The following is a 24,230-nucleotide window of genomic DNA, read 5'->3' as shown; positions in this document are numbered from 1 at the left end:
ACGCGAAGGTTCTGACCCGTTATATAACCGTCTCCATCTTAGGCTAGAAATGCGATCGTAGCGGCTATCTCTTCGACCTTGCCATAACGTTCCATCGGAATACGCGAGCAGTTATGTTCATTATTTGACTGTAATCCGATGGCGAAAGGGTCTCGATACCCTCTGACCTGGGGCGTATCGAATGTATTTGGCGTAATTGATTGTATAAGAAACGGTGTCGTTCCCTCTGTATCCTTTGTTGGGAATGTAATAGACAGACGTACCTTTAATTTTCTTTCCATTACATTTGCGGTTTTTCGCGCCTTTGATCGTTTGGAGGCTCTTTGAAGTTATGACTTTTCCATGCTTCGGTTGCTGCGTGATCTTTGGAACCGGAAGGTTTGCTTGTGTGCAGTTTTTGGTGTTGTAAATATAGTGGTTTCGCAACAAGACCTTCTTACCTGCTCGGGTAACGTTATCGTATTGGTCGGCGACGGTGAAGCTATGGGTAAACGGTAGCATGAATAGTGCTGCCAACATTGGAATCAGGAGTTTCATAGTAAATTCTTTGCGCTCATAGTTAGATTATTAAAATCTATTGGTTCAAAAATTTTGATGTCCGTTCAGGTTTATTACGCAACGGAAATTAGAATGATACTAGAGGAAAATATATAGGCAATTATAATATGTTTTACCTAGGTAAGCGGCTGGGGTATTGTCGCCTAACTGTTTGTTTTGAGAAGAACATATTATGAAAAAGAAGCTCATACTGGATGTTGATACCGGAACCGATGATGCCGTAGCGATTATGCTGGCTGCGCTGCATGAGGATCTCGATCTGGTCGGTGTAACGACGGTCAACGGGAATGCCGAAGTGGAGTACTGCACCGAGAATACCCTCCGTGTACTGGACTATATCGGTGAGAGTTCCATCCCTGTGTTCGAAGGGCTTGATAAGCCGATAGCCCGCGAGGATTTTCCGGTTCCACGCCGTCAGGATGACCTTCTGGAGAAAATCCACGGCAAGTTTCTCGATTTACCTGAAGCGACCAGCCGGAAACAGGATACTAGCGCTGTCGAGTATCTGATCGAAACCTATCGTGCTGCGACAGATCCCATCACTCTTGTGCCGGTTGCGCCACTTAGCAATATCGCGGCTGCAATTCGTTTAGAGCCGAAGCTGATCAAGCTCATTCCGGAAGTCGTGATTATGGGCGGTGCGCACTACACCGGCAATGTGACTCCATCAGCCGAGTTCAACATCTGGGCCGATCCGGAAGCGGCCGCTGTTGTGTTCAACGCCGGTTTTGAGAAGATCACCATGGTACCATTGGATGCGACGCATAAAGCGCTCGTGACTGCGGGGGATTGTGAGGCGTTTGAAGCTCTGGGAACGCCAGCAGGCAAGGCCATGTCCATTGTGACCGGACACCGTATTGGCGTGCATGACAAGATTCAGCGCATGGATATTGAGCGCAGTGCGCCGGTTCATGATGCACTTTGTGTTGCCCATCTCATTGATCCATCCGTCATTACTACTGGCGATTACCGAGTGGACGTTGATACGGCAAATGGCTTGTGTGTTGGCCGTACCGTCATTGATGTTAGGGAGCGCAGCGGGAAAGAACCGAATTGTAAGGTTGCTTTTGATGCTGATGCCAGAAAGTTCGTCAGCATTATGATGGAGACCTTCGCTAAGAACCGTTTGACTGCGGAGGCCTAGAGTTCGCCCGTGTTTATTCTCGATACCGATGGCGGCACGGATGATGCCCTCGCTTTGCTTATGCTACTTGGCAATGACAGAGCGCCGGATCTTATTACGACGTGCTTTGGCAATGTGGGCCTAGAACAATCTACAGTGAACATTCTCGATGTGTTGTCGGTAGCTGGTGTGGATATTCCCGTTCATACGGGAGCTGAAAAGCCTCTGAGAGGGCCCATCGTCAACGCGCAGGATGTGCACGGTGAAGATGGACTAGGCGGCGCGACGCGTCCGCAGATACGCTCGGAGGTCTCTTCTAGCGATGCTGTCGGTGAGATCATACGCGTTTTAAGAAATGCTCTGATGCTTGGTCGTCAGGGGAGCGTTGACATTTTGATGCTCGGTCCGCTCACCAATCTGGCATTGGTGCTTGATAGAGCGCCAGAGTTAGCTGCTGCTATCGGCCGACTCTGGATAATGGGTGGTACTTGCCGCGGGCGTGGAAACATCACAGCAGCAGCTGAATTCAATATCTACTGCGATCCTGAAGCGGCGGAAATCGTGCTGGGCCAGCCGCTCAACACGACCGTTATTCCTTGGGAGCCAACTTTGCAAACGGCTCTTCCCGCTGATGTACTCGCAGGAATGTTCTCGCGGCTTCCCGATTGCCCTGTTGTTTCCTTCGCGCGGGAGATTTGTGACCATGGTAGAGCGCTGGCTCAGGATTGGTATCAAGACGATTTTCTGATTATGCCTGATCCGCTAGCGGCGGCCTACGTGCTGGACGAAGCTGTCTCCACTCGCACAATGATTTGCGGCGTGCTTGTTGAGACCGAGGGGCGCTTCAGCCGTGGGGCGACGATTATCGACTATGAGGGTAAGGCGAGCCGACCGGTGGTAGGCATTGTCGAAAAAGTGGACCGGACCAAGCTGGAAAAGTACTTCGAGCTTGGCCTTGAGGGGTTGGCTAGCCGTTTCTAATTGGCTGTGAAATTGATGCTCCCGAAGGCGACTGCTTTTCGGGAGTTTGCATTAAAGTAGCAAAGACCAAGCTGTTGCTGCCAGCATGGCTAGTGCCATCACAATGGTGATCACACGCTGCTTCGTGCCTTCACCAATGACCGAGAGAAGTGTTTGCCCCGCCAGCGCCCAGATAGAGTGCGCAGTTAGGCCGCCAACCAAAAAACCTCCCGTCAGAATTACTGCATTTTCGATAGAGCTTAGGCCATTTGCAGCAAGAAATGTCGTGAAGGCGACAAGGCTCATTGCCCACGTTTTAGGGCTTAATGGATGGATCAATAGCCCTTCCCAGAACGACGGGTTGGACACTTGTCCCTTTGGTTTCAGTGACAGATTGATAATGCGCCACGCTAGGTAGGTCATATAGGCCATGCTTAGCGCTTTGAAGGCCGTCACCAGTGGTCCGCCCTCTGCCATGATATGTCCTAGACCAAAGGCAACCGAGATGTGAAGGCAGGTGCTGCCGATCTGAGATGCCACAATAACCGGAAAAGCGGCACGGTATCCTCCATTGGTGCCAATCGCCATGAAGGTCAGGTTTCCGGGACCAGGGGTTCCAGTCATAACAGCGATAAAAATCGCGAGGGCGCCAATTGTTGCCAAGTCCATATCAGGCCGTCCATTTACGCAAAAGAAAACGCCGGAGACGATGCTCCGGCGTTTTTTGTTTCAAACTTCGCAGAGCTTAGAATGGGCAGGTGTTGTCAGACATGTAGTCGTGAACTGCGATCTTGCCCGCAATGATGTCAGCTTTTGCCATTTCAACAGCTGCCTTCATTTCTTCAGAGATCAGCTCAGTGTTGAACTCGTCCACTGCGTAGTCTACGCCGCCGTCAGACAGGCCGAGAGACTGGAAGCCAGTGGTGAAGTTGCCTTCCATTGCATCGGTGAACGCACGCTCAACAGCAACGTCAACGCGCTTGATCATGGAAGTCAGAACGGAGCCCGGATGGATGTAGTTCTGGTTGGAGTCAACGCCGATGGAGAATTTACCATCGTCAGCTGCTGCCTGCAGTACGCCCAGACCGGTGGAGCCAGCTGCTGCGAATACAACGTCAGCGCCGCGTGCAAACTGGGACTTGGCCAGCTCGCCGCCCTTCACAGGATCGCTCCATGCTGCTGGAGTGGTACCAGCCATGTTTTCAAAGATCTCTGCGTCTGCGTTAACAGCCTTTACGCCCTGCTTGTAGCCGCAAGAGAACTTGGAGATGAGCGGGATGTCCATACCGCCAACGAAGCCAACCTTGCCGGTTTCAGAAGCTTTCGCAGCGAGCACGCCTACGAGGTAGGAACCTTCTTCTTCCTTAAATACGATGGAACGTACGTTTGGAAGGTCAACAACCATGTCTACGATTGCGAACTTGGTGTCAGGGAATTCAGCAGCTACTTTTTCCATAGCTGGACCCTGTGCGAAGCCGATACCCACGATTGGGTTCATGCCGCGACGCGCGAAGTTGCGCATTGCCTGCTCACGCTGGGATGGGTTGGTTACTTCGAACTCACGGTATTCAATGCCAGTCTTTGCTTTGAAGGCTTCCGCGCCGCGGTATGCAGCTTCGTTAAAAGACTTGTCGAACTTACCACCCATATCAAAGATAACAGCTGGTACGCTGTCTGCAGCAAGTGCAGTGGTACCCAGAGCGGCGGCGAGAACAGTAGTTGTTGCAATTGTCTTGAAGAAGGCCATCTTCAATTCCTCCAAATTATACCCCTGGAACACGAGCATTTTGTACGCGACCTGTCGGCTAAGAATGCCGTGAACCGAATCCAGTCTTACAACTAGCGATTTTCAACTACGCACATACACATAGTTCGCGTTAGGTAAGTCCAGCGGAAAGCTCCAGATTTTGGTGTTTAACTGGTGTTGTTTCCGGTTGGTGCGCATAAAATTTTAAAGTCCCAAGTTGTATGTTGGCCACAGGCTGGCCGAAGGATCAAGGTGGAAATGCGGATAGATACTTCACTTAGTGCAAAATTTTTCACTTCCGCTGCTGAAATGGTAGGCATAGGGGAAAAACTGTCACTTTTTGCAATTCCAAAATGACTGTAGGTTAACTTACAAAGAATCAGATTAGGGGCATGAAGAGGTCAATCATGCGGATACTATTTAAAAGGGTGGCAGCTTTTGCAATGTGCTTGGGCCTGCTAGGTGGCGCGGCTCAGGCAGCACAATCCTGCGGCAACACAGGTGCAGGCTTTGATAAGTGGCTTGTCGATTATTCTAAACAAATGCACAAGCGTGGCATTTCTCCAAAAACAACCAAGCTGGCGTTTAGGGGTGTCACCTACAATCCGCGTGTCATCAAGTTTGATCGCAATCAGAAGTCCTTCAAGCTGTCGTTTGAAGAGTTCTACAAGCTGCGCGTCAATGATGCCCTCATCCGCAAAGGCAAGCGCCTGATGCGTGAGAATGCAGCCCTGTTTGACCGGATCGAGAAGCGCTATGGTGTGCCAAGAGAGATCATCGTTGCGATTTGGGGTCTAGAAACCGGTTACGGTCGTAACATCGGCAACATGTCGATCATGCGCTCTCTGGCGACCCTTGCTTATGATTGCCGCCGTGCAGACTTCTTCCGCAATGAACTCTACAACGCGCTTCTGATTGTCGAAAAGGGTGACCTTGAGCCATCGCAGATGAAGGGTGCGTGGGCAGGTGAACTGGGCCAGACACAGTTCCTTGCGTCGTCCTACATCAAGTTCGCTGTCGACTTTAATGGCAACGGCAAGCGTGACCTGCTTTACAGCGTACCGGATGCGCTTGGTTCTACCGCTCACTTCCTTTCCGCATACGGTTGGCAATTTGGTCAGCCATGGGGACCGGGCACAAGCAACTACGAAGTGATCCGCCAGTGGAACCGGGCAGGGGTCTACGTGAAGACCATCCAGATTATGGCCGAGAAGCTCAAGCAATAGCTTTTGAACCGGCAGAAACGAAAAAGCCCCGCGTCTTCTAGTATGAAGAGCGGGGCTTTTTGCGTTTATTTGGCGCGACTTAGAAGAGAGGCGCTTCGTCCTTCAGGCCAGCCTGTCTACGAGCTGCTGTCAGCGTGTTTGCCATAAGCATTGCAATGGTCATAGGACCAACACCGCCCGGTACAGGAGTAATGGCACCAGCGCGCTCCACGGCTTCTGCGTAGTCCACGTCGCCCACAAGGCGTGTTTTGCCTTCGCCTTTTTCAGGCGCAGGAATGCGGTTGATGCCTACGTCGATAACTGTTGCGCCTTCCTTGATCCAGTCACCCTTCACAAAGTTAGGGCGACCAACAGCGGCAACAACAATGTCGGCTCCGCGAACAACACCCGGCAGGTCAACCGTGCGAGAGTGTGCAATGGTCACTGTGCAGTTTTCCTGAAGCAGAAGCTGTGCAACCGGCTTGCCCACGATGTTAGAGCGGCCAATTACAACCGCGTTCTTGCCGGAAAGGTCTGCACCAAGGGCGCGCTTTGCGAGCAGAACAGAACCGGCCGGAGTGCAAGGCACCAGTGCGCGGTCAGTCTGGCCAGCGCCCAAAAGACCAACGTTTACCGGATGGAAGCCATCAACGTCTTTCTCTGGCTTGATGAGCTGTAGTACTTTGCCTTCGTCAATGTGCTTTGGCAGAGGCAACTGCACCAAAATGCCATGCACCGCGCTGTCGTTGTTGAGTTCGCCTACCAGACGCAGAACATCTTCTTCGGAAGTTTCAACCGGCAGAGTGTGCTGGATGGAGTTGAACCCGCACTTTTCAGCCATACGTCCCTTGCTTTTGACGTACACCTGACTTGCAGGGTCTTCACCAACCAGAACTACAGCGAGGCCCGGCTTAACGCCTGCCTCTTGTTCCAGACGTTGTGCGCGGGCGCTGATTTCATCGGTCACAGAGGCGGCGACTACTTTGCCGTCGATGATCATTGGCTCTGCCATTGTCTATCCTATTTGAAGATTACGGTTCGATCACCGTTGAGAAGAATGCGGTGCTCGAGGTGGTAGCGGACTGCGCGTGCCAGAACCTGACTTTCGGTGTCTCGGCCCTGTGCGATCAGTTCCTGAACTGTGTTGTGGTGTTCAACGCGGCTCACGTCCTGCTCGATGATCGGACCTTCATCAAGGTCGGCAGTGACGTAGTGAGCGGTTGCACCAACCATTTTAACGCCGCGGGTATGCGCACGCTTGTATGGGTTTGCGCCGATGAAGCTTGGCAGGAAGGAGTGGTGGATGTTGATCACACGGCCCTTCAGCTGCTTGCACATGTCATCAGAAAGCACCTGCATGTAGCGGGCGAGGATCACCAGATCGATGTTTTCTTTTTCCACCAGCTCAAGGATCTGAGCTTCCTGCTCTGCCTTGGTTTCTTTGGTGACCGGGAAGTAGTGGAACGGGATCTGCTCGTGCTCTACGCGCGACTGCCAGCTGGTGTGGTTGGAGGCTACAGCCACCAGATCCATGTTCAACTGGCCGGTCTGGTTGCGGTAAAGCAGATCGTTCAGGCAGTGACCAGTCTGGGAAACCAGAATGAGAACACGCGGCTTAACGGTGAGGTCGTGGACTTCCCAGTTAAAGTCATAGCCTGTTGCAACTGGACGGAAACCGTCCATGAACTGTTCTTTGCTCATACCTTCTGGCGCAGAGAAGGAAACGCGCATGAAGAAACGCTTTGTATCTGGATCGCCGTACTGGGCGCTTTCACAGATGTTGCAGTTCTGGGAGGCGATGGAGTTTGCGACCGCTGCAACGATGCCTTTACGGTCACCGCAGGAGAGGGTCAGCACATAGTTTGCTTGGCTGTTCATGATCAGCTTTTTGTTCCAGTGGGCAGAAATTTTGCGCGGAGAATAGTAACAGTTGCCCCGCTTTGGAAGCGGCAATTTGAATTATTTGGCAATTCCTGCTTGGGTTCGTTAAAGGCGGCTATTCCTTTCGATGCTGCGCGGTGTTTTGCCGAGAATTTCGTCGTCCTACCGGTTTTTGGCCCCCAGTTGCACAGTGGTTGATGTGCGCATGCGGTGTTTCTAGTCTTGATCGTCAGTCTGTGAGGGCAAAACCAGTGCTTCCTGTGCCCTTGCTGCTGCCAGATGCGAGGGCCTATGAAGCTTTGCCTAGTCCTTGATCGTTTCGAGGGAGACGATATCGAACAAACTGCTGTGGCGGTTGCCAATGGGCTCGCCGTGAGGGGACACGACATCCATTTTGCGCTCATGCAGCGGGGCTCTCCCATCAGCGTCAAGCTCGATAAACGGGTAGAGCTGTACTCCTTGGAGAAGGCTAAAGCATCATTCGCGGTTGCAGGGCTGGGCCGTTTTCTTGACAAGCTTCAGCCTCAAGCCGTGATTTCATTCGGGACGCCTTGCAATATCGCTGTGCTGTCTTCTCTTGCGCTTAGAGCAACATGGAAAGCCCCTGTTGTTGTTGTCGAGACGCAGGGCTTCGGCGGAGACGGTACGCGCGGGTTGTTCAGCAAAGCGCTTGCCGTTCCTCTTATATATAAAGAGGCGGCGAGGATCGTCTGCGCTTTTGAGGGTATTCGCGAAGACCTACTTCCCGTTGAATGGCTTGCTTCCGAAAAGAGTTGCGTAATTGCGCCTCCATATCTGGCTGGAAGTTTCCTTACGTCAGCTTTGCAGGTCGAAGAATATGGGCCTCCGCTGAAACCGGAAGAGATTGTTGTTTTAGCGCCGCCTACGGAACAATCCACGCATCGGCTATTTATAGAGGCACTTGCGGTTGGGCGATACAAGCGCCCGTTGACGGGAAGGATACTTGGTGAGGCGGGTAAGCTAGAGCCGCTTCAGCGATTTTCCAATAGTCTTGCGATGGATGATCTGATGACTTTCGGGCCGCCAGCGGAGAGCCAAGAGGCGGTATTTCGAGACTCCGCATTCTACTATGAAGCGCAAGGGCCAGCTCGAGCTTCGCGGCATATGGTGGAAGCTATGGCTATGGGGCGAGGGGTCATTTCACTTGCATCCAGTGTAGGCGTTCAAGAGCTGCTCACAGGTGTCGCTGGTGCAGCACTCGTTCCACAAAAAGACGCGGCATCACTTTCTGGCGCATTAATAAATTTGGCGGCTTACGCAGATGAATTTGTTCAACTGAAGCAAAAAGCGCGGCAATTTAATGTCGATGTTTCCCTAGATCAATATGAAGCACTTATATTAGATGTGATCAGACACCAATAACGTGCATATTGTGATTTTTATCATTTAAAATCATAGGGCTATCTCCTTATAGCTTTGGATAACACGTAGCGTGAAGCGAACGTGTTTGACCCCTTTTATCGCGATGACCTAGGGTAATGTTAGCCGCGTACTTCGGCTGTATTACCTGATTAGAAGCGCGTTTTTGCTGAATGAACGAGGACAGGCAAGTGCCGTCAATGGTTCGAGGCTCGGCTATTTTATTGCTAAGCTGGATGATGCGGGCTGCGAGATGCAGTGCCGTAGGCAGCGTCGTGTTGCTAACTGGATGTATGGTTGGACCTAACTTTACCGAGCCTAATGCGCCTCCGGTAAACGGCTACACACCAGGTTTCTTTCACAAAACAACCGCCTCAGCGAAGGTACATGGTGGGGGAGCGCAAGTTTTCTCCTCCAACAGAGATGTTGCCGGTAGCTGGTGGGAGTTGTTTCATTCCCCTTCCTTAAACAGGCTTGTAGAGATAGCCGTTAAAAACAATCCGGATCTCGCCGCAGCAGAGGCTTCCCTTTCCCAAGCACGGGAACTTGCCCTAGCTGAAGGCGGATCTCTCTTTCCGACACTTTCGGGTACTTTCTCTGCGGAACGCCAGAAAATATCCGATGAAGGTCGGCTTCAGGGCGCAAACACCGGTTTTGAGCCGGTTTACAACATCTTCACTGCGTCCGTTTCCGTCAATTACGTACTGGATGTGTTTGGCGGGGTTCGTCGTCAGATCGAGGCTAACCTAGCGCAGGTTGAATACGAAGAGTTTCAAGTTGAAGCCGCGCACCTCTCTCTGACCGCTAATCTCGTGAACGCTGCAATCCAAGAGGCCTCCTTGAGAGGGCAGATTGCTGCAACAAATGAGATCATTTCTGCACGTCGTTCGTTGCTGCGTATTCTGGAAGATCAATTCCAACTGGGTGCTGTAACCCGCGCTGAGGTGCTGCAACAGCAGGCATCTCTTGCGAATGCCGAAGCGACCTTGCCGCCTTTGCAGCTGCAGTTGGAGCAGCAGAGAAACGTGATTATCGCGCTGGCTGGATACTATCCGGACCAGAATATTGTTCCGCGCTTCAATCTGGATGATTTGAAGCTCCCTCATAAGCTGCCTTTGTCCCTGCCGGCCAATCTTGTTCGCCAGCGGCCGGATGTGCGCGCTGCAGAAGCGCAGATGTGGCAGTCCAGCGCCAATATTGGTGTGGCGACCGCCAACATGCTGCCGAAAGTTCAGATCACGGGTAATCTGGGTTCTGATGCCGCGCAGATTGATAAGCTCTTCAATCCGGGACTTGGCGCATGGTCCATCGCGACTAACCTGTCTCAGGTTGTCTTTGATGGCGGAAGCCTGTGGCACAAGCGCAAAGCTGCAATTGCTGCCTATGAAGAGGCACGCCAGAACTACCGTTCTGCTGTTGTTACCTCCTTCCAGAATGTTTCTGACTCTATTCGGGCTGTTCAAATTGATGCTGTGCGTCTCAAAGCTGCTTTGGCAGCAGAGCGGGCGTCCAAGGCAAGTCTGGTACTTGCTCGCCAGCAGTACAAACTCGGTGCGATCAATTTCAATACCTTGCTAACAAATGAGGAGAGCTACCAGCAGGCACGTCTCAATCTCGTTCAGGCACAGGCGCTGAGATACGCAGATACAGTTGCGCTCTTCCAAGCGCTGGGTGGCGGTTGGTGGAACCGCCCCGAAGCTGCACCTGTTCGTGATGACATTCCTAAATTCCTGTCCGTCGTAGCGGGCCGCTTACCACCAGAAAAACCAAAACAAACTGTCGCCGGAGTGGCAAATAATGGGTAAGTTCTTCTCAAAGCCAATGCTTTATATGCTTATCGGTGTGGGGATCATCGGCGGCGGACTCTATGGGTTTAGCAAGTTCAAAGACTTTGAGGCGGCGAAGTTCATCGCAGCTTTGCAGGATCCTCCCCAAACGATCTCTACCTACAAGGTCACAGAGGAAGTCTGGCAGCCAAAGGTTGCCGCTGTGGGTAGCCTTGTTGCAGTAGAAGGTGCGGTATTAGCCCCAGAACTTGCTGGCACTGTCGTTAAGATCAACTTCGAATCCGGTCAGGACGTGAAAACAGGCGACTTCTTGCTTGGCATCGACTCTCGCGAGGAAATGGCCACGTTGGAATCTCTTCGCGCTCAAGAAGAGCTGGCCAAGCAGACCCTGAACCGGAACCTCAAGCAGTACAAGATCAACGCTGTTAGCCAGCAGACCATCGATGACAATCGTGCCAGCTTGAAAAACTACAATGCTCAGGTTCAGGAGCAGCTCGCTGTAATCGCGAAAAAGAATATCCGCGCACCGTTTTCAGGACGTCTAGGTATTCGCCTTGCAAGCTTGGGACAGTATCTCAATGCCGGCGATGGATTTGTTAACCTGCAATCATTGGACCCTCTTTACGTCGATTTCTTCATCCCTCAGAGACAGATAGGCGAAATTGATAGCGGTGATGCGATTGATGTGCTGGTTGATGCATTCCCCGGTAAGCCCTTTAAGGGAACCATTGAGGCACTGGACTCTGCGCTGCAAACAGGAACGGGCAATGTGAAGGTACGGGCAACTGTACCCAACCCTGACATGAACCTATTACCGGGCATGTATGTCACCTCCGAAGTGGAGGTTGGCAAACCTGAGAAATACGTGACGGTGCCACAGACGGTTATCAGCTACAACTCCTACGGCTCGACTGTTTTCCTCGCTGAAGACCAGAATAAAGGGTCTGGAAAACCTGCCCTCGTTGCCAAGCAGGTCGTGGTGCAGACCGGCGCCACACGCGGTGATCAAGTTCAGGTGCTGAAAGGATTGAAGGCCGGTGACTTGGTGGTCAGTGCAGGGCAGTTGAAGCTGCGTGACGGCACCAAGTTGCTGGTAAACAACAAAGTGAAGTTACCGAACAACCCAGATCCCAAGCCGGTTGAGGAGTAGGTGACAGGCCATGAGCTTTACTGATATTTTCGTTCGCAGGCCGGTCCTAGCTTCCGTTATTAGCTTGATGATCTTGGCTTTGGGCGTTCGATCGGCGTTGCAACTACCTGTGTTGCAGTACCCGAAAATTGAAAATGCTGTCATTACAATTACCACCACCTACTACGGTGCGAGTGCAGAGGTAATGGCTGGTTTTGTTACCACCCCTCTAGAAGCCTCTGTCTCGCAGGCAGATGGTATTGATTACATTACATCCACCAGTTCTGCTGGCACGAGTACGATTACCGTCAACTTGCTGCTGAACTGGGATCCTGACAAAGCCCTTACCGAAATTACTACCCGTATTACAGCGGTTAGAAACCAGCTGCCTGTTAACGCGGAAGAGCCGGTTCTGACACTCTCAATTGGTGACACCATTGATGCGATGTATCTCGGGTTCATCAGTGATGTTTTGGAACCCAATCAGGTGACTGACTTTGTCATCCGCGCTGTTCAGCCGAAGGTTCAGGCCATTCAGGGTGTACAGGCGACTGAAATCCAAGGCGGTAAAACGATTGCCGTTAGGGCTTGGATTGATCCTGCAAAACTGGCGGCTTTCGGGCTGACGGGGCAGGATGTTTTCAATGCACTTCAAGCGAACGACTACATTTCAGCCATCGGCCAAACCAAGGGTGAGATGGTTCAGCTTGAACTGACCAGCTCTACCAACTTAACGGATATTCGAGAGTTCCAGCAGTTGGTGGTTGCCGAAAAAGATGGCGCGGTTATTCGCTTGCAGGACCTTGGTAAGGTTGTTCTTGGTGCTGAAGATTATGAATCTGCAGTTCTGTTCAACAACGTCGGCGCTGTCTACCTTGGCGTTCAGGCGGCACCGGGTGCCAACCTTCTTGATATGATCAAGGGCGTTCGTGACCTTGTACCGGAGCTGCAGGAAATCGCACCTCCCGGCCTTGATGTTAAGGTGGTTTACGATTCCGGTGTCTTCGTAGATGCGGCGATCGATGAAGTGGTCCGCACCCTTGTTGAAGCGATCGTAATCGTGATTGCTGTGGTGTTCCTATTCATCGGTTCGCCTCGTACCGTTGCAATTCCGATCATAGCCATTCCGCTATCGCTGATTGGCACGTTCACGATCATGTTGATGCTCGGGTTCTCGATAAACCTGTTGTCATTGCTTGCTCTTGTGCTCGGGATCGGGCTGGTGGTGGATGATGCTATCATCGTCGTTGAGGATGTTAGCCGTCACATCTCAGATGGTAAAAAGCCGTTTGATGCCGCGCTTCAGGCAGGCCGAGACCTAGGCCGTCCGATTATCGCGATGACAATCGTTCTGGTCTCCGTTTACACACCAATTGGGTTTCAGGGCGGTTTGACTGGCGCTCTGTTCACCGAGTTCGCTTTCACAGTGGTCGGTGCGGTGACAGTGTCCGCTATCGTCGCGCTTACCCTCACACCAATGCTCAGTTCCCGTATTTTGAAGGCGAAAGGCGATGCGACCTCGGGCTGGGATGATGCATTAACCAGAACGATTGATGGCGTGTTCAACGCCTTCAAAGCCCGCTACATGCGCTTGCTAGAGGCAAGTTTGAGGCACAAGCCTGTTGTACTGACTTTCGCAGGCATCGTTCTTCTGAGTATTGGCGTTCTTTATACAACCTCTTCTCAGGAGCTTGCTCCGCAGGAAGATGAGGGCATTGTGCTCTATCTTGCAACGAGTGCTCCGAACGCGACCTTGGCCCAGAAGCTTCTGTATGGGGAGCAGATTTATGAAGTTGGACAGACCTATGATCAGGTGATCGAAACTTTCCAACTGTTTGTTGAAGGGCAGAACATTGGTGGTTTGCTGCTGAAGCCGTGGGACGAACGTAAGCAGACAGCAACGGAACTGCAGCAGTCTATGCAGACGAAGATGGAAACTGTCGCTGGCTTCCAAACGGTTATGTTCCAGCCTCCATCCCTACCTGGCAGTAGTGGTTTGCCTGTCCAGTTCGTTATCAAGTCAACTCAACCAGTTGAACGGGTAAACCAGGTCGGTACGGCCTTCCTGGAAGCTGCCAAAAAGACCGGTAAATTCGCCTTCTTGGAAAAAGACTTGAAGGTTGACCAGCCACAAGCTCGCTTGGTCTTTGATAGAGACAGAGCTGCCGAACTTGGTCTCACCATGGAAGAATTGGGCGAAAGCGTTGGAACGCTCCTAGGCGGCGCTTACGTCAACTACTTTGACTTCCTCGGGCGCTCTTACAAAGTGATCCCACAGGTGTTCCAGTTCGATCGTTTGAATGCTGACCAACTGCTGGATATCTATGTCAGAACGTCCAACGGTACTTCAGTACCACTACGGTCTGTGGCGACCATTGAAAATCAGGTGCAGCCAGAATTCATCCCGCACTTCCAACAGCTTAACTCGGTAACCATTTCCGGTGTGCCAACCTATGGCGTGGTGCAGGACGATGCGTTGCAAACCCTGACCAAACTAGCAAAGGATACTCTGCCAGAGGGCTTTGAGATCGACTATGCGCAGCAGTCGCGTCAGTACGAGCAGGAGACATCCGGCTTTGTTACGACGTTTGCTTTTGCTCTGCTGATTATCTTCCTGACATTGGCTGCTCAGTTCGAGAGCTTCCGTGATCCATTAATCATTTTGGTCTCGGTGCCTATGTCCATTGCGGGTGCTTTGGTCTTCATCAACATCGGCATAGGTGGTGTGAGCATCAACATCTACACTCAGGTGGGCTTGATTACGCTTATGGGCTTGATCAGCAAACACGGCATTCTGATTGTAGAGGTTGCTCGAGAACAGCAGGAAAAAGGCAAGAACAAGCACGATGCGGTTGTTGCAGCTATGGATGTACGACTGCGCCCGGTGCTTATGACAACTGCAGCGATGGTTCTGGGCGTTATTCCGCTCATCATCGCAAGTGGTGCAGGTGCAGCCTCTCGCTACAACATGGGTCTTGTTATTGCGACTGGCCTTTCCATCGGCACTATGTTCACCCTGTTCGTTGTGCCTTGCGTGTATTCGATAATCGCGGCGGACCGCAAAGCTGAGGGGCAAGAACCTTCAGCCGATGCCCAAAAGGTATGAGGAAAGAAGCAGGAGTTTGAAAACGAAGCGATACCTGTGACGCCGCTTGTGGAACAAACAGTGGTTTCTCACAGGTATCGCATTTACCTTCTTGCCAAGGCAAAACGAGGTGGCTATATACAGCGCCACAGAAGTTGGGGCGTGGCCAAGTGGTAAGGCGTCGGTTTTTGGTACCGTGTACCGTAGGTTCGAATCCTACCGCCCCAGCCAATCTGTTTTAGTTCAAACCGCCTGAAGGGCGGTTTTTTTTGTGCCTTGAGTTTCCTTTTGAAATAGCTGCAGTCCGTTGAGGATGAAAAGCCAGTTTAAGTGCAAACTGGCTCTCCGAGATGCTTGGTTATCCCTCTGCCTGCGCCAGTAGCGAAGCATTGCCACCTGCTGCGGTGGTATCTACGCACAAATGCCGCTCCAACATGTAGCGTTCAGGCTGACAAACTTCGCAGATGATCGGGATAAGCGCTCCTTCGCGTTCTGCCAGAGCTTTGCGGAAGCCCTTCATAGTCTTGATGTCATGGCCAGAGGCAATTGCTGTAAAGCTATCCAGCTTGCTCAAGGAGGTTGCTGAAAGGGATGCGTCAAATGCTGTTACAGGCGTGCCCAAGGCATCAAGCTTTGCAGCCAATACCGAGGCATGCGGCGCGATCAGCACAACAGCGTTGCCAGCAGCGAGAGCCATTATAGCTTGCTCTTCCAGTGCTTCTGGTGTTGGCCCTAAGCAGAGGATCACCCCGCGCGGTGCGCTGAATAGGCGGTTGGACTCACCCGTTGGTCCCGGCATTAGGCGTGAACCTTCCGCTTCAATTACCTCAATCTGTTTGGCGTGGTTCGGGAACGCTTCCGATAGTTTTGTGAAACGCTCTTTGTTCTGCTGCCACTTGCTGTTGTTCAAGGCATTGATGGATTGTTGAAGCGAGGTCGAGCCTACCGCCTCAACAGAGGTCGGGTCACTGCAAGCTACGAGTTGCGGCTTCAGCAGTCGGGCAACATAGTTCGGGCCGCCTGCTTTTGGTCCGGTACCAGAAAGCCCTTCACCACCAAATGGCTGAGAGCCAACAATCGCGCCAATCTGGTTGCGATTCACATAAAGGTTGCCAGCGTCAACACGGTCAACAATGTGCTGTACTCGCTGGTCAATACGGGTGTGCAGACCGAAAGTGAGGCCGAATCCTTTGGCGTTGATAGCGTCGATAACCCTGTCGATGTTCTTCGCCTTGTATGGCGCAATGTGAAGAACGGGGCCGAAGATTTCTTCCTCCAACTCTTCAATTCCGTTCAGGTGGATGAGAGTTGGCGGTACGAAGAAGCCAGTCTCCGGCGCTTCAAGCTGTTTTACCAAGCGCCCTTTATCAGCCCATTGTTGGCAATGTGCCATGATCTTGTTGCGAGAGGCCTCATCGATGACTGGGCCAACATCGACGCTGAGAGCGCGTGGGTCGCCCAGTTCCAGCTCGTCCATTGCGCCCTGAAGCATTTCAAGGAACGGCTCGAACACATCCTCCTGAACATAAAGCATACGGAGAGCAGAGCAGCGCTGACCGGCACTTTGGAAGCTGGAAGCGACGATGTCTTTTACTGCTTGCTCTGGCAGCGCGGTGCTGTCGACGATCATTGCGTTGAGACCGCCTGTTTCTGCAATGAAGGATGCTTCTGGAGACAGATTGTCCGCGATGGAACGGTTGATATGCATCGCCGTTGGCGTAGAGCCTGTGAACGTGATGCCGCTCACTCGTGGATCAGCACTCATCGCCGCGCCGATAGTAGAACCGGCGCCCGGTACATACTGGAGCGCGGAAGCAGGAACGCCTGCCTCATGCATCAGCGCAATCGCTCTTGCTGCCACCAATGGTGTTTGCGCGGCCGGTTTGGCGATAACAGCGTTGCCTGCAGCAAGGGACGCCATTATCTGGCCAGAGAAGATGGCCAGTGGGAAGTTCCACGGAGAGATACAGGCGATGATACCGCGCGCTTCTGTTGGCCGACCTTCAGCTTCCAAACGCTGGATCTCGTTGGCGTAATAGCGGGCGAAATCGACAGCTTCGCGTAGTTCGCCAATGGCATCGTTGTAGGTCTTGCCAGCTTCACGGGTTAGCAGCGTGAATAGCTCGCCTGCATTTTCCTCGTAAAGGTCCGCGATGCGATTGAGCACAACAGCGCGCTGGGCGGTGGAGAGGGAAGACCACTCGCTTGCGTTGGCTGTGGCGGCGGCAAGGGCGGTATAAAGATCTTCTACCTGCGCGTTTACGAGTGTACCGACTTTATCCTCATGGCTAGCTGGATTGAAAACGGCTTCCGGCTCAGTGCCCTTTACTGTGCCTGCGATAAGCGGACGTGCCTCCCACTCATGCTTATCCCAGCGGGATAGATCGCCCAGATAAGCTGCTTGCTCAATAGGGTCACTAAGATCCCAGCCCTTGGCGTTTTTGCGCTCTGGTCCGTAAATACCAAGCGGGGCCGGTATTCTTTCGTTGCTGACAGCATCGCCAAGTTGCTCAAGCTCCACGAGTGGGTCATGGGCAATAATTGCGGGGTCGATAGCCTCGTTACGGATCTGGTTTACGAAGGAGCTGTTGGCACCGTTCTCCAGAAGGCGGCGAACGAGATAAGCCAGAAGATCACGATGGGCTCCTACTGGGGCGTAGATACGGCAGCGGGTGTCGTTACCAGTTAGAACCATGTCGTGCAGAGCTTCGCCCATGCCGTGCAAACGTTGGAACTCGTAGGCGTCTTTTGGCAGACCTTCGGCCATTTGCAGAACGGAAGCTACGCTGTGCGCGTTATGGGTAGCGAACTGCGGGTAGATGCGGTCTGTCATCTGTAGCAGTTTGTGGGCACAGGCAAGGTAGGAAATGTCTGTGTTGTTTTTGCGAGTGAAGACGGGGTAGCCATCAAGGCCCATTGTCTGTGCGCGCTTGATCTCGGTATCCCAGTATGCACCTTTTACAAGGCGAGCCATGATCTTGCGATCGTATTTCTGCGCCATGGCGTAGAGCCAGTCGATCACATGGGAAGCGCGAGGTGTAAAGGCCTGTACGACGATGCCAAAACCTTCCCAGCCTTCCAAAGCGGGATCAGCCATCAGTGCGCCGATAACATCCAGTGATATGTCCAGTCTGTCGGCTTCCTCGGCATCAATGTTAAAACCGATATTGCAGGAACGGGCGAGCTGCATAAGAGAGAGCACGCGTGGCACCAGTTCTTTCAGGACGCGTTCTTTCTTGGCGAACTCATAGCGGGGATGCAGCGCAGAGAGTTTGACGGAAATACCTGGATTTGCATGGGACGTGGCGTGGGTCGCATACGTGGCGATAGAGGAAATCGCTTTGGAATAGGCAAGGTGGTAGTGCTTGGCGTCCTTATCAGTCAGTGCTGCTTCACCAAGCATGTCGTAGGAATAGGTGTAGCCTTTGGCTTCTTCCTTCTTTGCGTTTTCCTGCGCTTCTTCAATGGTACGGCCCAGTACGAATTGGCGGCCAAGCTCTTTCATGGCTTGCGCTACGGCGGTTCGAACAACAGGTTCACCCAACCGTTTGACCATGCCTTTCAATGTGCTCGTTAGGCCTTCTCTCTCGGGCTCTAGCACCTTGCCGGTAAGCATAAGCGCCCAAGTGGATGCGTTGACGAGTGTGGAGCTGGAATGGCCCAGATGCTCACTCCATTTGCTTGGTGTGATCTTGTCGGCAATCAACTCGTCGATTGTTTGTGTGTCAGGCACTCGAAGAAGAGCTTCTGCCAAACACATCAGAGCCACGCCTTCCTTGGTGGAAAGGCCGTACTCGCCCAGAAAACTCTCCATGATCGTCGGGGAGGTATTGGTACGCAGCTCCTTCACCAGATCCTCGGCCCTTGCACTTATCTGCTCTCTAGCCTCGGTGGTGAGGTCCAGAGAGTTGGCAAGTTGGCGCACTTTGTCGGCCTCGTTTGCCAGATAGGCTTCTCGAATGTCAGTGCGGAGGGTCTCTAGGCTTTCTGCGCTTTTCATGGGCGTTCCGTTCAATAAATCTCTTTCTCCTAGTCTAGCTCATATCATGTGGGTATATTTCCTTATATTTTACAGTTTGCGGTCTATGTGCCTTAATGTGATGAAGGTTATGGTTGATGTGGCTTTGATTTGTGAGCGTTATGGACGATTTGGATAAATTTGACCTGCAGATACTGGCGGAACTTCAGATCAATGGCCGCATGGCCGTTACGGAACTGGCTAAAAAGGTTGGCCTAACCAAAACGCCTTGCCAGATCCGCATGAAGCGGCTTGAGGAGAAAGGCTATATTCGTGGCTATCGGGCAGATGTTGATCCGGCCAAGCTGGGCGCTGGGCATATTGCCTTTGTGCAGGTAACACTTAGCGATACCCGTTCCAAATCTCTTGAAGCGTTTAACGCGGCAGCACGGGCCATTTCAGAGATTGAGCAATGCCATATGATTGCAGGCGGATTTGATTATCTGCTCAAGGTGAGAACGAAGGATATCGCGAGCTATCGACGAGTCTTGGGGGAGAAGATTTCCCAGATGCCCCATGTGGCGCAGACTTCCACATTTGTATGTATGGAGCCAGTCAAGGACCGGAGCGGTGCTCTCTAGTGCAAATAAGAAAGGCTGCCACGAGGGCAGCCTTTTGTCGTTTTAGCTGATCTGGTCAACCGTGTGATGGTGCGGACCAGTTGGAGCCTCAGCTTCCATTTCAAGCTCAACCTCGGCATCTGTTGATGTCAGCATTCTCCACCCGAACAGTGCAAAGGCAATCGTCACAATAGGTGTGATGATGTTGAAGAAGGCAAAACCAGCAAAGGCTAGTGTTGGTACGCCAAGTGTTGCTGCCATGTAGGCACCGCAGCTGTTCCAAGGAATAAGGGCGGACGTTACAGTCGCGCTATCGCCAACCGCGCGGGACAGCACTTCAGGACGTAAACGAGCGCGAACGAATGCCGTTTTGAACATGCGGCCCGGAATAACGATCGCCATGTACTGGTCAGAAGCCAGAGCGTTGGTGGCAATACAGGTGGAGACCAGAGAAGTGACCAGTGCGCCGGTGCTTTTCGCGATTTTGAACACAGGCTCCAGAATACGCTCCAGAATGCCGGTTTTCTCAATAACACCACCGAAGGCCAGAGCAGACATGATGAGCCAAACGGTGTTGAGCATGCTTTCCATGCCGCCGCGGGTCATAAGTGCGTCGATCTCGGCGTCGCCGGTTACGCTAACGTAGCCGCTGGACATAGCTGCCCAAACGCCTTTGACGTAGGCAAGCACGGATGCTGTATCAGCAGAGCCAGCCATTGCCAGAACCTTGGTTGGGTCCGTTGCAACAGCCAGAACGCCGCCTGCTAGAGCACCTACAAAGATGGTGGTGAATGGTGGGCATTTCATAACGGCCATACCCAATACCAGCAGTAGTGGGAGGAAGTGTACGAGAGACAGATTGTACTGCGCTTCAATATTGGCCAGCGTCATGCCTGTGTCGCTGCTTGCAGGGGTGCCAATGAACCAGAAGAACACAAGCGTTAGCGCCAATGCAGGAACGGAAGTCCAGAGGGTTTCTTTGATATGGACGTAAAGGTTCGCGCCTGCCGCTGCTGTTGCAAGGTTCGTGCAGTCGGAAAGCGGGGAGGATTTATCGCCAAAATACGCACCGGAAATAACAGCACCTGCGGTGATCGCAGGGTCCATGCCCATCTGATGGGCCACACCCATCAAGCCGATGCCTACCGTGCCAGCGACAGTCCATGAGCTACCGATACTCAAAGACACAAGCGCACAGATAATCACCGTTGAGACATAGAAGAAGTGAGGGTTCATCAACTGCAGGCCATAATAGATCATGGCCATGATGGTGCCGGACATGGCCCATGTGCCGATAAGCGCGCCAACAGCGAAGAGGATAAAGACCGCAGGCAGACCTGTGGCAACACTTTCTACGGCTGCATCACGAATGTCGTCCATGGAGATGCCGTAGAAACGGCCCATCAATGCAGCTGCCAACGCACTGGCTAGTAGGGCGACCTGATTGGGGCCGGAGGAGGCTCCGTCGCTGAAAAGGATATAGGAAAGGCATAAAAGCGATACGAGCAGCACAATAGGAATGAGTGCGCTGAACGTCGACATGCGTCTAGCCGATCCAGTAGATCCTGAACCCATAGCAGAGTGATCCTTGTGTCATTTTTCATGAAGGCCGTCATATTGCCGAGCAAACTGTGGGCAAGCGGCATATTTGCGCTTCCTCTATATCATTCTGGCGTGGGTCAAAAGCAGTCAGAGCGCGAACCGTGGTTTTCAGCTCCCGCATAAGGCGCGGCGTCTATCGCTAGGTTCATTAGCTTACTGAAAAGATTTGGATAATGACGTTGGGGAATGCAGTCGTGTTTCTCAGGATTTTCACGAGTTTTGCGAGTTTGTCGCAAGTGCGCTGGCTATGAAAAAAGGCCGATGCGTGGCACCGGCCTTTCAATTGTTGTCTTGTGGATGACGGCACCCGTATGGGGAAGGGAACCGTCAACTTGCCGAGTTATTGTTCTTTTGCAGGATTTACGCGGATGATGATGTAAACCGGAACACCCGCCAGCAGCAGGAGGAAGCCGTAGAATACTGCGGTCTCACCAGCACCAATCAGAGCGATGAAGGTGTATGCAAAGCCGATGACACTCAGGATGATCAGCTTGGACATTTCCTTCGCCTCAAGCTTGATGCCGCGGCGTGCGATAATCATCAGTTCCGAAAGAGCGGAGAACAGGTAAGGCACCACCAAGCAGAACACGGTCAGAAGCGCGATCACTGTGAAGGTTTCGACCAGACCACGGGAAAGGTTGATTGCAACCAGAGCCGTTGGAATGAGGCCGGAGATCAACAGCGAGCGGGCAGGAGCGCCGCGGGAGTTGGTTTTTGCAAAGAACTGCGGGAACACTTTACCCTGAGCGCCGCCATAAGGAGTCTGACCCATTAGGATGGTCAGGCCGTTCATGGTGCCGAGGGTAGAGACAATCGCGCCAACGGCGACAAGTGTTGCGCCAACTGGACCCCACATCAGAGCAGCGACGTCAGCCAGCGGTGCGCTGGAGTTCTTTAGCTGATCTGCCGGAATGGTGCCAACAGCCACCAGCGTGATGACGATGTAAAGCAGTGCGGAGAATGCAATGCCAATTACCGTTGCACGCGGAATGGTAACGGAAGGGTTCTTCACGTTGCCGGAAGGAACAGTTGCCGCTTCAAGGCCGAGGTAAGCCCAGAGGGTGAGGGTTACCGTTGCAGGGATCGCAGAGTACCACGCTTGACCCGATGGATTGATCGGAGTGTAGTTTTCTGGCGAGATGTAGAACAGGCCCACAGCAGCGATTGCCAAAAGCGGAATAATTTTCAGCGCAGTGGTGACAATCTGGATGAAGCCTGCGCTAGAGATGCCGCGTAGCTGGATCAGGATCAAAGACCACAGAACACCAAGTGCAACGCATAGCTGAAGGGCGACGCTCTCGCCAACGGCTGGAACGAGGTAGCTTACATAACCTGTCATCGCAACAGATACACCGGCGATGGAGCAGCACATGGAGATCCAGTAGCCCCAAGCCATGAGGAAGCCAGCGAAGTCGCCGAAGCCTTCTTGAGTGTAAGCGTAAGGACCGCCAGAGCGGGTTACCAGCTTGGCAAGGCGGCCAAACAGCAGGCCCATAACCATTGCGCCCGCGGAGGTGATGATCCAGCCGAAGATGGACAGTGCGCCGTAGGTTGCCAGAGATGCAGGGAGAAGGAATACGCCCGAACCGATCATTGTACCAATCACGAGAGTGGTACAGGTCCAAATGCCAATTTCACCTTTTTGATTTTCTTGTTTTTCAGCCGCTTGCGAAGGGGCTCCGGTATTTTCCATTGTGATTAGACACTCACACTTATCAAGATAGAGGTAAGAACTGTCAGCATGACGACGAGGGGCATAGTAAAACGCAGCCAGCGGTCATAGGGCACACGGGCGATTGCCAATCCACCCATGACGACAGCAGATGTGGGGACGATGAGATTCACGATCCCGCTTGCAGACTGATAGGCAGTTACGATCAGGTCTGCGGGTACCCCGGCAAATCCGGCAAGTGGCGCCATGATGGGCATGGTGAGCACCGCCAATCCGGATGTTGAAGGGACAAAGAAGGTAAGAAGGAACTCGATCCAGAAGATTACGTTGATGAAGGTGACGCTGCTTAGACCTTGCACCGCATTTTCAGACCAGTGCAGCAGGGTTGCCGTGATGGAGCCTGCATCCATAACAACGACGATACCGCGTGCGACACCAATAATAAGCGCAACGCCTAGCAGGTCGCGAGCGCCCTCAACAAAGGTATCGACAAATTCCGCTTCGCCCATGCGGGTTACGAGCCCTACAAGAACGGAAGCTGCCAAGAACATGGCGGACATTTCGCCCATCCACCAACCAAGGGCAGATACGCCGTAAACCAGCATGGCGAATGCCCCTACAAAGATGACCATGATGACAGCGTGCAGCTTGGTGAAGGTTGGAATAGCTGAAGGGTCTGAATTGTGAAGGAAGTGCGCTTCAATCTCTTCGCGCTTGTCAGCGACGAGAGAAGCTTCAGGATTGCGCTTCACTTTTATGGCGTATCGCAGAACCCACGCGACAGCTAAAACAAAGCCAACGCCAAGAGTTATTAGCCGAAGCTCGATGCCATCTGTAAACGGTACGCCTGCTGCGTTTGAGGCGATGACAGTCGCAAACGGGTTTACGGTTGCTCCGTAAACGCCAACGCCGGCACCGATGATGATAACGGCAGCGCCGGTTACAGCGTCATACCCTGCTCGGAGCATGACCGGCATAACCAGAGAGTAGAAGGCGAGCGTTTCTTCCGCCAACCCGAAGATCGTGCCGCCTGCCGCCAGAACGCCCATGAGTATGGGAATGAGGAACGCTTCACGCCCCTTGAGAAAGACCATGACCCGCGCAAGGCTTGCGTCAATTGCTCCGGTCTTGGTGACGACCATAAGAAAACCGCCAATGATAAGAACAAAGACGGCTACATCTACGGCGTTTGCGTTGTTGGAGACGGGGTCATAAAGGCCAGCGATAGGCGCAAGAAAGATGTCACCAATGCCTTGAGGGTTTGAGGGTACCTCTTGATAGGTTCCAGGTACCGGAACTTCTTTTTCGATTGCCGGATTAAACGTGAGGTCATACTCCCCAGCTGGGATAACCCAAGTGGAGGCAGCAGCCACGATTATGAGGCCGAATAGGATAGTGTACGCAGTTGGAAACCTGAACTTCGACATGACCTTTAACGGTTCTTCTTTTTATTGTCGGATGTCGTTCCGTTAATTAAACGAATAGACGTCGTCCAAGGTCAAGTCCTTTAATGAAACAAAGCT

The 24,230-nt window shown here is 52.6% G+C and carries 16 protein-coding genes and 1 tRNA gene; 9 read left to right on the top strand and 8 right to left on the bottom strand.

Annotated features, from left to right (window positions below; translation table 11 throughout):
* Positions 1-730 precede the first annotated feature (730 nt).
* Together E1162_RS03655 and E1162_RS03650 are read left to right on the top strand one after the other, a co-directional pair.
* A complete protein-coding gene (locus E1162_RS03655) occupies positions 731-1,702 on the top strand; it encodes a nucleoside hydrolase (protein ID WP_155126941.1) in 972 nt (323 codons plus the stop codon).
* 9 nt (positions 1,703-1,711) lie between these two features.
* The gene (locus E1162_RS03650) at positions 1,712-2,662 is read left to right on the top strand and encodes a nucleoside hydrolase (RefSeq protein WP_371311795.1); all 951 of its coding nucleotides are present in this window, start codon (positions 1,712-1,714) and stop codon (positions 2,660-2,662) included.
* 51 nt (positions 2,663-2,713) lie between these two features.
* On the opposite strand, the gene E1162_RS03645 is transcribed toward E1162_RS03650, so the two are convergent.
* Both E1162_RS03645 and E1162_RS03640 read right to left on the bottom strand, forming a co-directional pair.
* Entirely contained in the window at positions 2,714-3,310 is a 597-nt protein-coding gene (locus E1162_RS03645) for a LysE family translocator (RefSeq protein WP_155126938.1), read from the bottom strand.
* 76 nt (positions 3,311-3,386) lie between these two features.
* The gene (locus tag E1162_RS03640; RefSeq protein WP_155126935.1) at positions 3,387-4,388 is read right to left on the bottom strand and encodes a BMP family lipoprotein; all 1,002 of its coding nucleotides are present in this window, start codon (positions 4,386-4,388) and stop codon (positions 3,387-3,389) included.
* 407 nt (positions 4,389-4,795) lie between these two features.
* Here E1162_RS03640 and E1162_RS03635 point away from each other — a divergent pair, with 407 nt between their 5' ends.
* The gene (locus tag E1162_RS03635) at positions 4,796-5,614 is read left to right on the top strand and encodes a lytic murein transglycosylase (RefSeq protein WP_257098638.1); all 819 of its coding nucleotides are present in this window, start codon (positions 4,796-4,798) and stop codon (positions 5,612-5,614) included.
* 79 nt (positions 5,615-5,693) lie between these two features.
* On the opposite strand, the gene folD is transcribed toward E1162_RS03635, so the two are convergent.
* Together folD and purU are read right to left on the bottom strand one after the other, a co-directional pair.
* Complete coding sequence (gene folD, locus E1162_RS03630) at positions 5,694-6,605, bottom strand: bifunctional methylenetetrahydrofolate dehydrogenase/methenyltetrahydrofolate cyclohydrolase FolD (protein WP_155126929.1); 912 nt, start codon at positions 6,603-6,605, stop codon at positions 5,694-5,696.
* Between the two features lie 8 nt (positions 6,606-6,613).
* Positions 6,614-7,471 (bottom strand): formyltetrahydrofolate deformylase, encoded by an 858-nt coding sequence (gene purU / locus E1162_RS03625; protein WP_155126926.1) that lies wholly within the window; start codon positions 7,469-7,471, stop codon positions 6,614-6,616.
* A gap of 294 nt (positions 7,472-7,765) precedes the next feature.
* On the opposite strand from purU, the gene E1162_RS03620 reads away from it, so the two are divergent.
* The 5 genes from E1162_RS03620 (at position 7,766) to E1162_RS03600 (ending at position 15,086) form a co-directional block, all read left to right on the top strand.
* Entirely contained in the window at positions 7,766-8,857 is a 1,092-nt protein-coding gene (locus tag E1162_RS03620; protein ID WP_155126923.1) for a glycosyltransferase family protein, read from the top strand.
* Between the two features lie 197 nt (positions 8,858-9,054).
* Positions 9,055-10,659: an efflux transporter outer membrane subunit gene (locus E1162_RS03615; protein WP_371311798.1), complete on the top strand. Its 1,605-nt coding sequence runs from the start codon at positions 9,055-9,057 to the stop codon at positions 10,657-10,659.
* A complete protein-coding gene (locus tag E1162_RS03610; protein ID WP_155126920.1) occupies positions 10,652-11,791 on the top strand; it encodes an efflux RND transporter periplasmic adaptor subunit in 1,140 nt (379 codons plus the stop codon). Before E1162_RS03615 ends, E1162_RS03610 begins: the two co-directional genes overlap by 8 nt.
* Before the next feature lie 10 nt (positions 11,792-11,801).
* Positions 11,802-14,876, top strand: a complete 3,075-nt coding sequence (locus E1162_RS03605) for an efflux RND transporter permease subunit (protein WP_155126917.1) — start codon at positions 11,802-11,804, stop codon at positions 14,874-14,876.
* Positions 14,877-15,011: 135 nt separating this feature from the next.
* A tRNA-Gln gene (locus E1162_RS03600) sits at positions 15,012-15,086 on the top strand.
* 127 nt (positions 15,087-15,213) lie between these two features.
* On the opposite strand, the gene putA is transcribed toward E1162_RS03600, so the two are convergent.
* The gene (gene putA / locus E1162_RS03595; RefSeq protein ID WP_155126914.1) at positions 15,214-18,855 is read right to left on the bottom strand and encodes a bifunctional proline dehydrogenase/L-glutamate gamma-semialdehyde dehydrogenase PutA; all 3,642 of its coding nucleotides are present in this window, start codon (positions 18,853-18,855) and stop codon (positions 15,214-15,216) included.
* A gap of 140 nt (positions 18,856-18,995) precedes the next feature.
* Here putA and E1162_RS03590 point away from each other — a divergent pair, with 140 nt between their 5' ends.
* Positions 18,996-19,454: an Lrp/AsnC family transcriptional regulator gene (locus E1162_RS03590; RefSeq protein WP_155126911.1), complete on the top strand. Its 459-nt coding sequence runs from the start codon at positions 18,996-18,998 to the stop codon at positions 19,452-19,454.
* A 42-nt stretch (positions 19,455-19,496) separates the two neighbouring features.
* On the opposite strand, the gene nhaC is transcribed toward E1162_RS03590, so the two are convergent.
* From nhaC to E1162_RS03575, 3 genes are all read right to left on the bottom strand, one after another.
* The gene (gene nhaC / locus E1162_RS03585; protein WP_257098637.1) at positions 19,497-20,975 is read right to left on the bottom strand and encodes a Na+/H+ antiporter NhaC; all 1,479 of its coding nucleotides are present in this window, start codon (positions 20,973-20,975) and stop codon (positions 19,497-19,499) included.
* Positions 20,976-21,375: 400 nt separating this feature from the next.
* On the bottom strand, positions 21,376-22,728 hold the full coding sequence (locus E1162_RS03580; protein ID WP_155126905.1) for an amino acid permease: 1,353 nt from the start codon (positions 22,726-22,728) through the stop codon (positions 21,376-21,378).
* Between the two features lie 5 nt (positions 22,729-22,733).
* Entirely contained in the window at positions 22,734-24,134 is a 1,401-nt protein-coding gene (locus tag E1162_RS03575; RefSeq protein WP_155126902.1) for a YfcC family protein, read from the bottom strand.
* Positions 24,135-24,230: the final 96 nt, after the last annotated feature.

This window comes from Pseudovibrio flavus (genome assembly GCF_009711345.1).
GTDB classification, from domain to species: domain Bacteria; phylum Pseudomonadota; class Alphaproteobacteria; order Rhizobiales; family Stappiaceae; genus Pseudovibrio; species Pseudovibrio flavus.
The sequence above is the reverse complement of the archived record's forward strand: the minus strand, read 5'-3'. Positions and strand labels throughout refer to the sequence as shown.

What these genes read in the sequence shown, in the direction of transcription:
- E1162_RS03610 (WP_155126920.1), top strand. Translation starts at nt 10,652, where the DNA reads ATGGGTAAGTTCTTCTCAAAGCCAATGCTTTATATGCTTATCGGTGTG.
- nhaC (WP_257098637.1), bottom strand. Translation starts at nt 20,975, where the DNA reads ATGTCGACGTTCAGCGCACTCATTCCTATTGTGCTGCTCGTATCGCTT.
- E1162_RS03620 (WP_155126923.1), top strand. Translation starts at nt 7,766, where the DNA reads ATGAAGCTTTGCCTAGTCCTTGATCGTTTCGAGGGAGACGATATCGAA.
- purU (WP_155126926.1), bottom strand. Translation starts at nt 7,471, where the DNA reads ATGAACAGCCAAGCAAACTATGTGCTGACCCTCTCCTGCGGTGACCGT.
- E1162_RS03590 (WP_155126911.1), top strand. Translation starts at nt 18,996, where the DNA reads ATGGACGATTTGGATAAATTTGACCTGCAGATACTGGCGGAACTTCAG.
- E1162_RS03580 (WP_155126905.1), bottom strand. Translation starts at nt 22,728, where the DNA reads ATGGAAAATACCGGAGCCCCTTCGCAAGCGGCTGAAAAACAAGAAAAT.
- E1162_RS03605 (WP_155126917.1), top strand. Translation starts at nt 11,802, where the DNA reads ATGAGCTTTACTGATATTTTCGTTCGCAGGCCGGTCCTAGCTTCCGTT.
- E1162_RS03635 (WP_257098638.1), top strand. Translation starts at nt 4,796, where the DNA reads ATGCGGATACTATTTAAAAGGGTGGCAGCTTTTGCAATGTGCTTGGGC.
- E1162_RS03655 (WP_155126941.1), top strand. Translation starts at nt 731, where the DNA reads ATGAAAAAGAAGCTCATACTGGATGTTGATACCGGAACCGATGATGCC.
- E1162_RS03615 (WP_371311798.1), top strand. Translation starts at nt 9,055, where the DNA reads ATGGTTCGAGGCTCGGCTATTTTATTGCTAAGCTGGATGATGCGGGCT.
- E1162_RS03645 (WP_155126938.1), bottom strand. Translation starts at nt 3,310, where the DNA reads ATGGACTTGGCAACAATTGGCGCCCTCGCGATTTTTATCGCTGTTATG.
- E1162_RS03575 (WP_155126902.1), bottom strand. Translation starts at nt 24,134, where the DNA reads ATGTCGAAGTTCAGGTTTCCAACTGCGTACACTATCCTATTCGGCCTC.
- folD (WP_155126929.1), bottom strand. Translation starts at nt 6,605, where the DNA reads ATGGCAGAGCCAATGATCATCGACGGCAAAGTAGTCGCCGCCTCTGTG.
- E1162_RS03640 (WP_155126935.1), bottom strand. Translation starts at nt 4,388, where the DNA reads ATGGCCTTCTTCAAGACAATTGCAACAACTACTGTTCTCGCCGCCGCT.
- putA (WP_155126914.1), bottom strand. Translation starts at nt 18,855, where the DNA reads ATGAAAAGCGCAGAAAGCCTAGAGACCCTCCGCACTGACATTCGAGAA.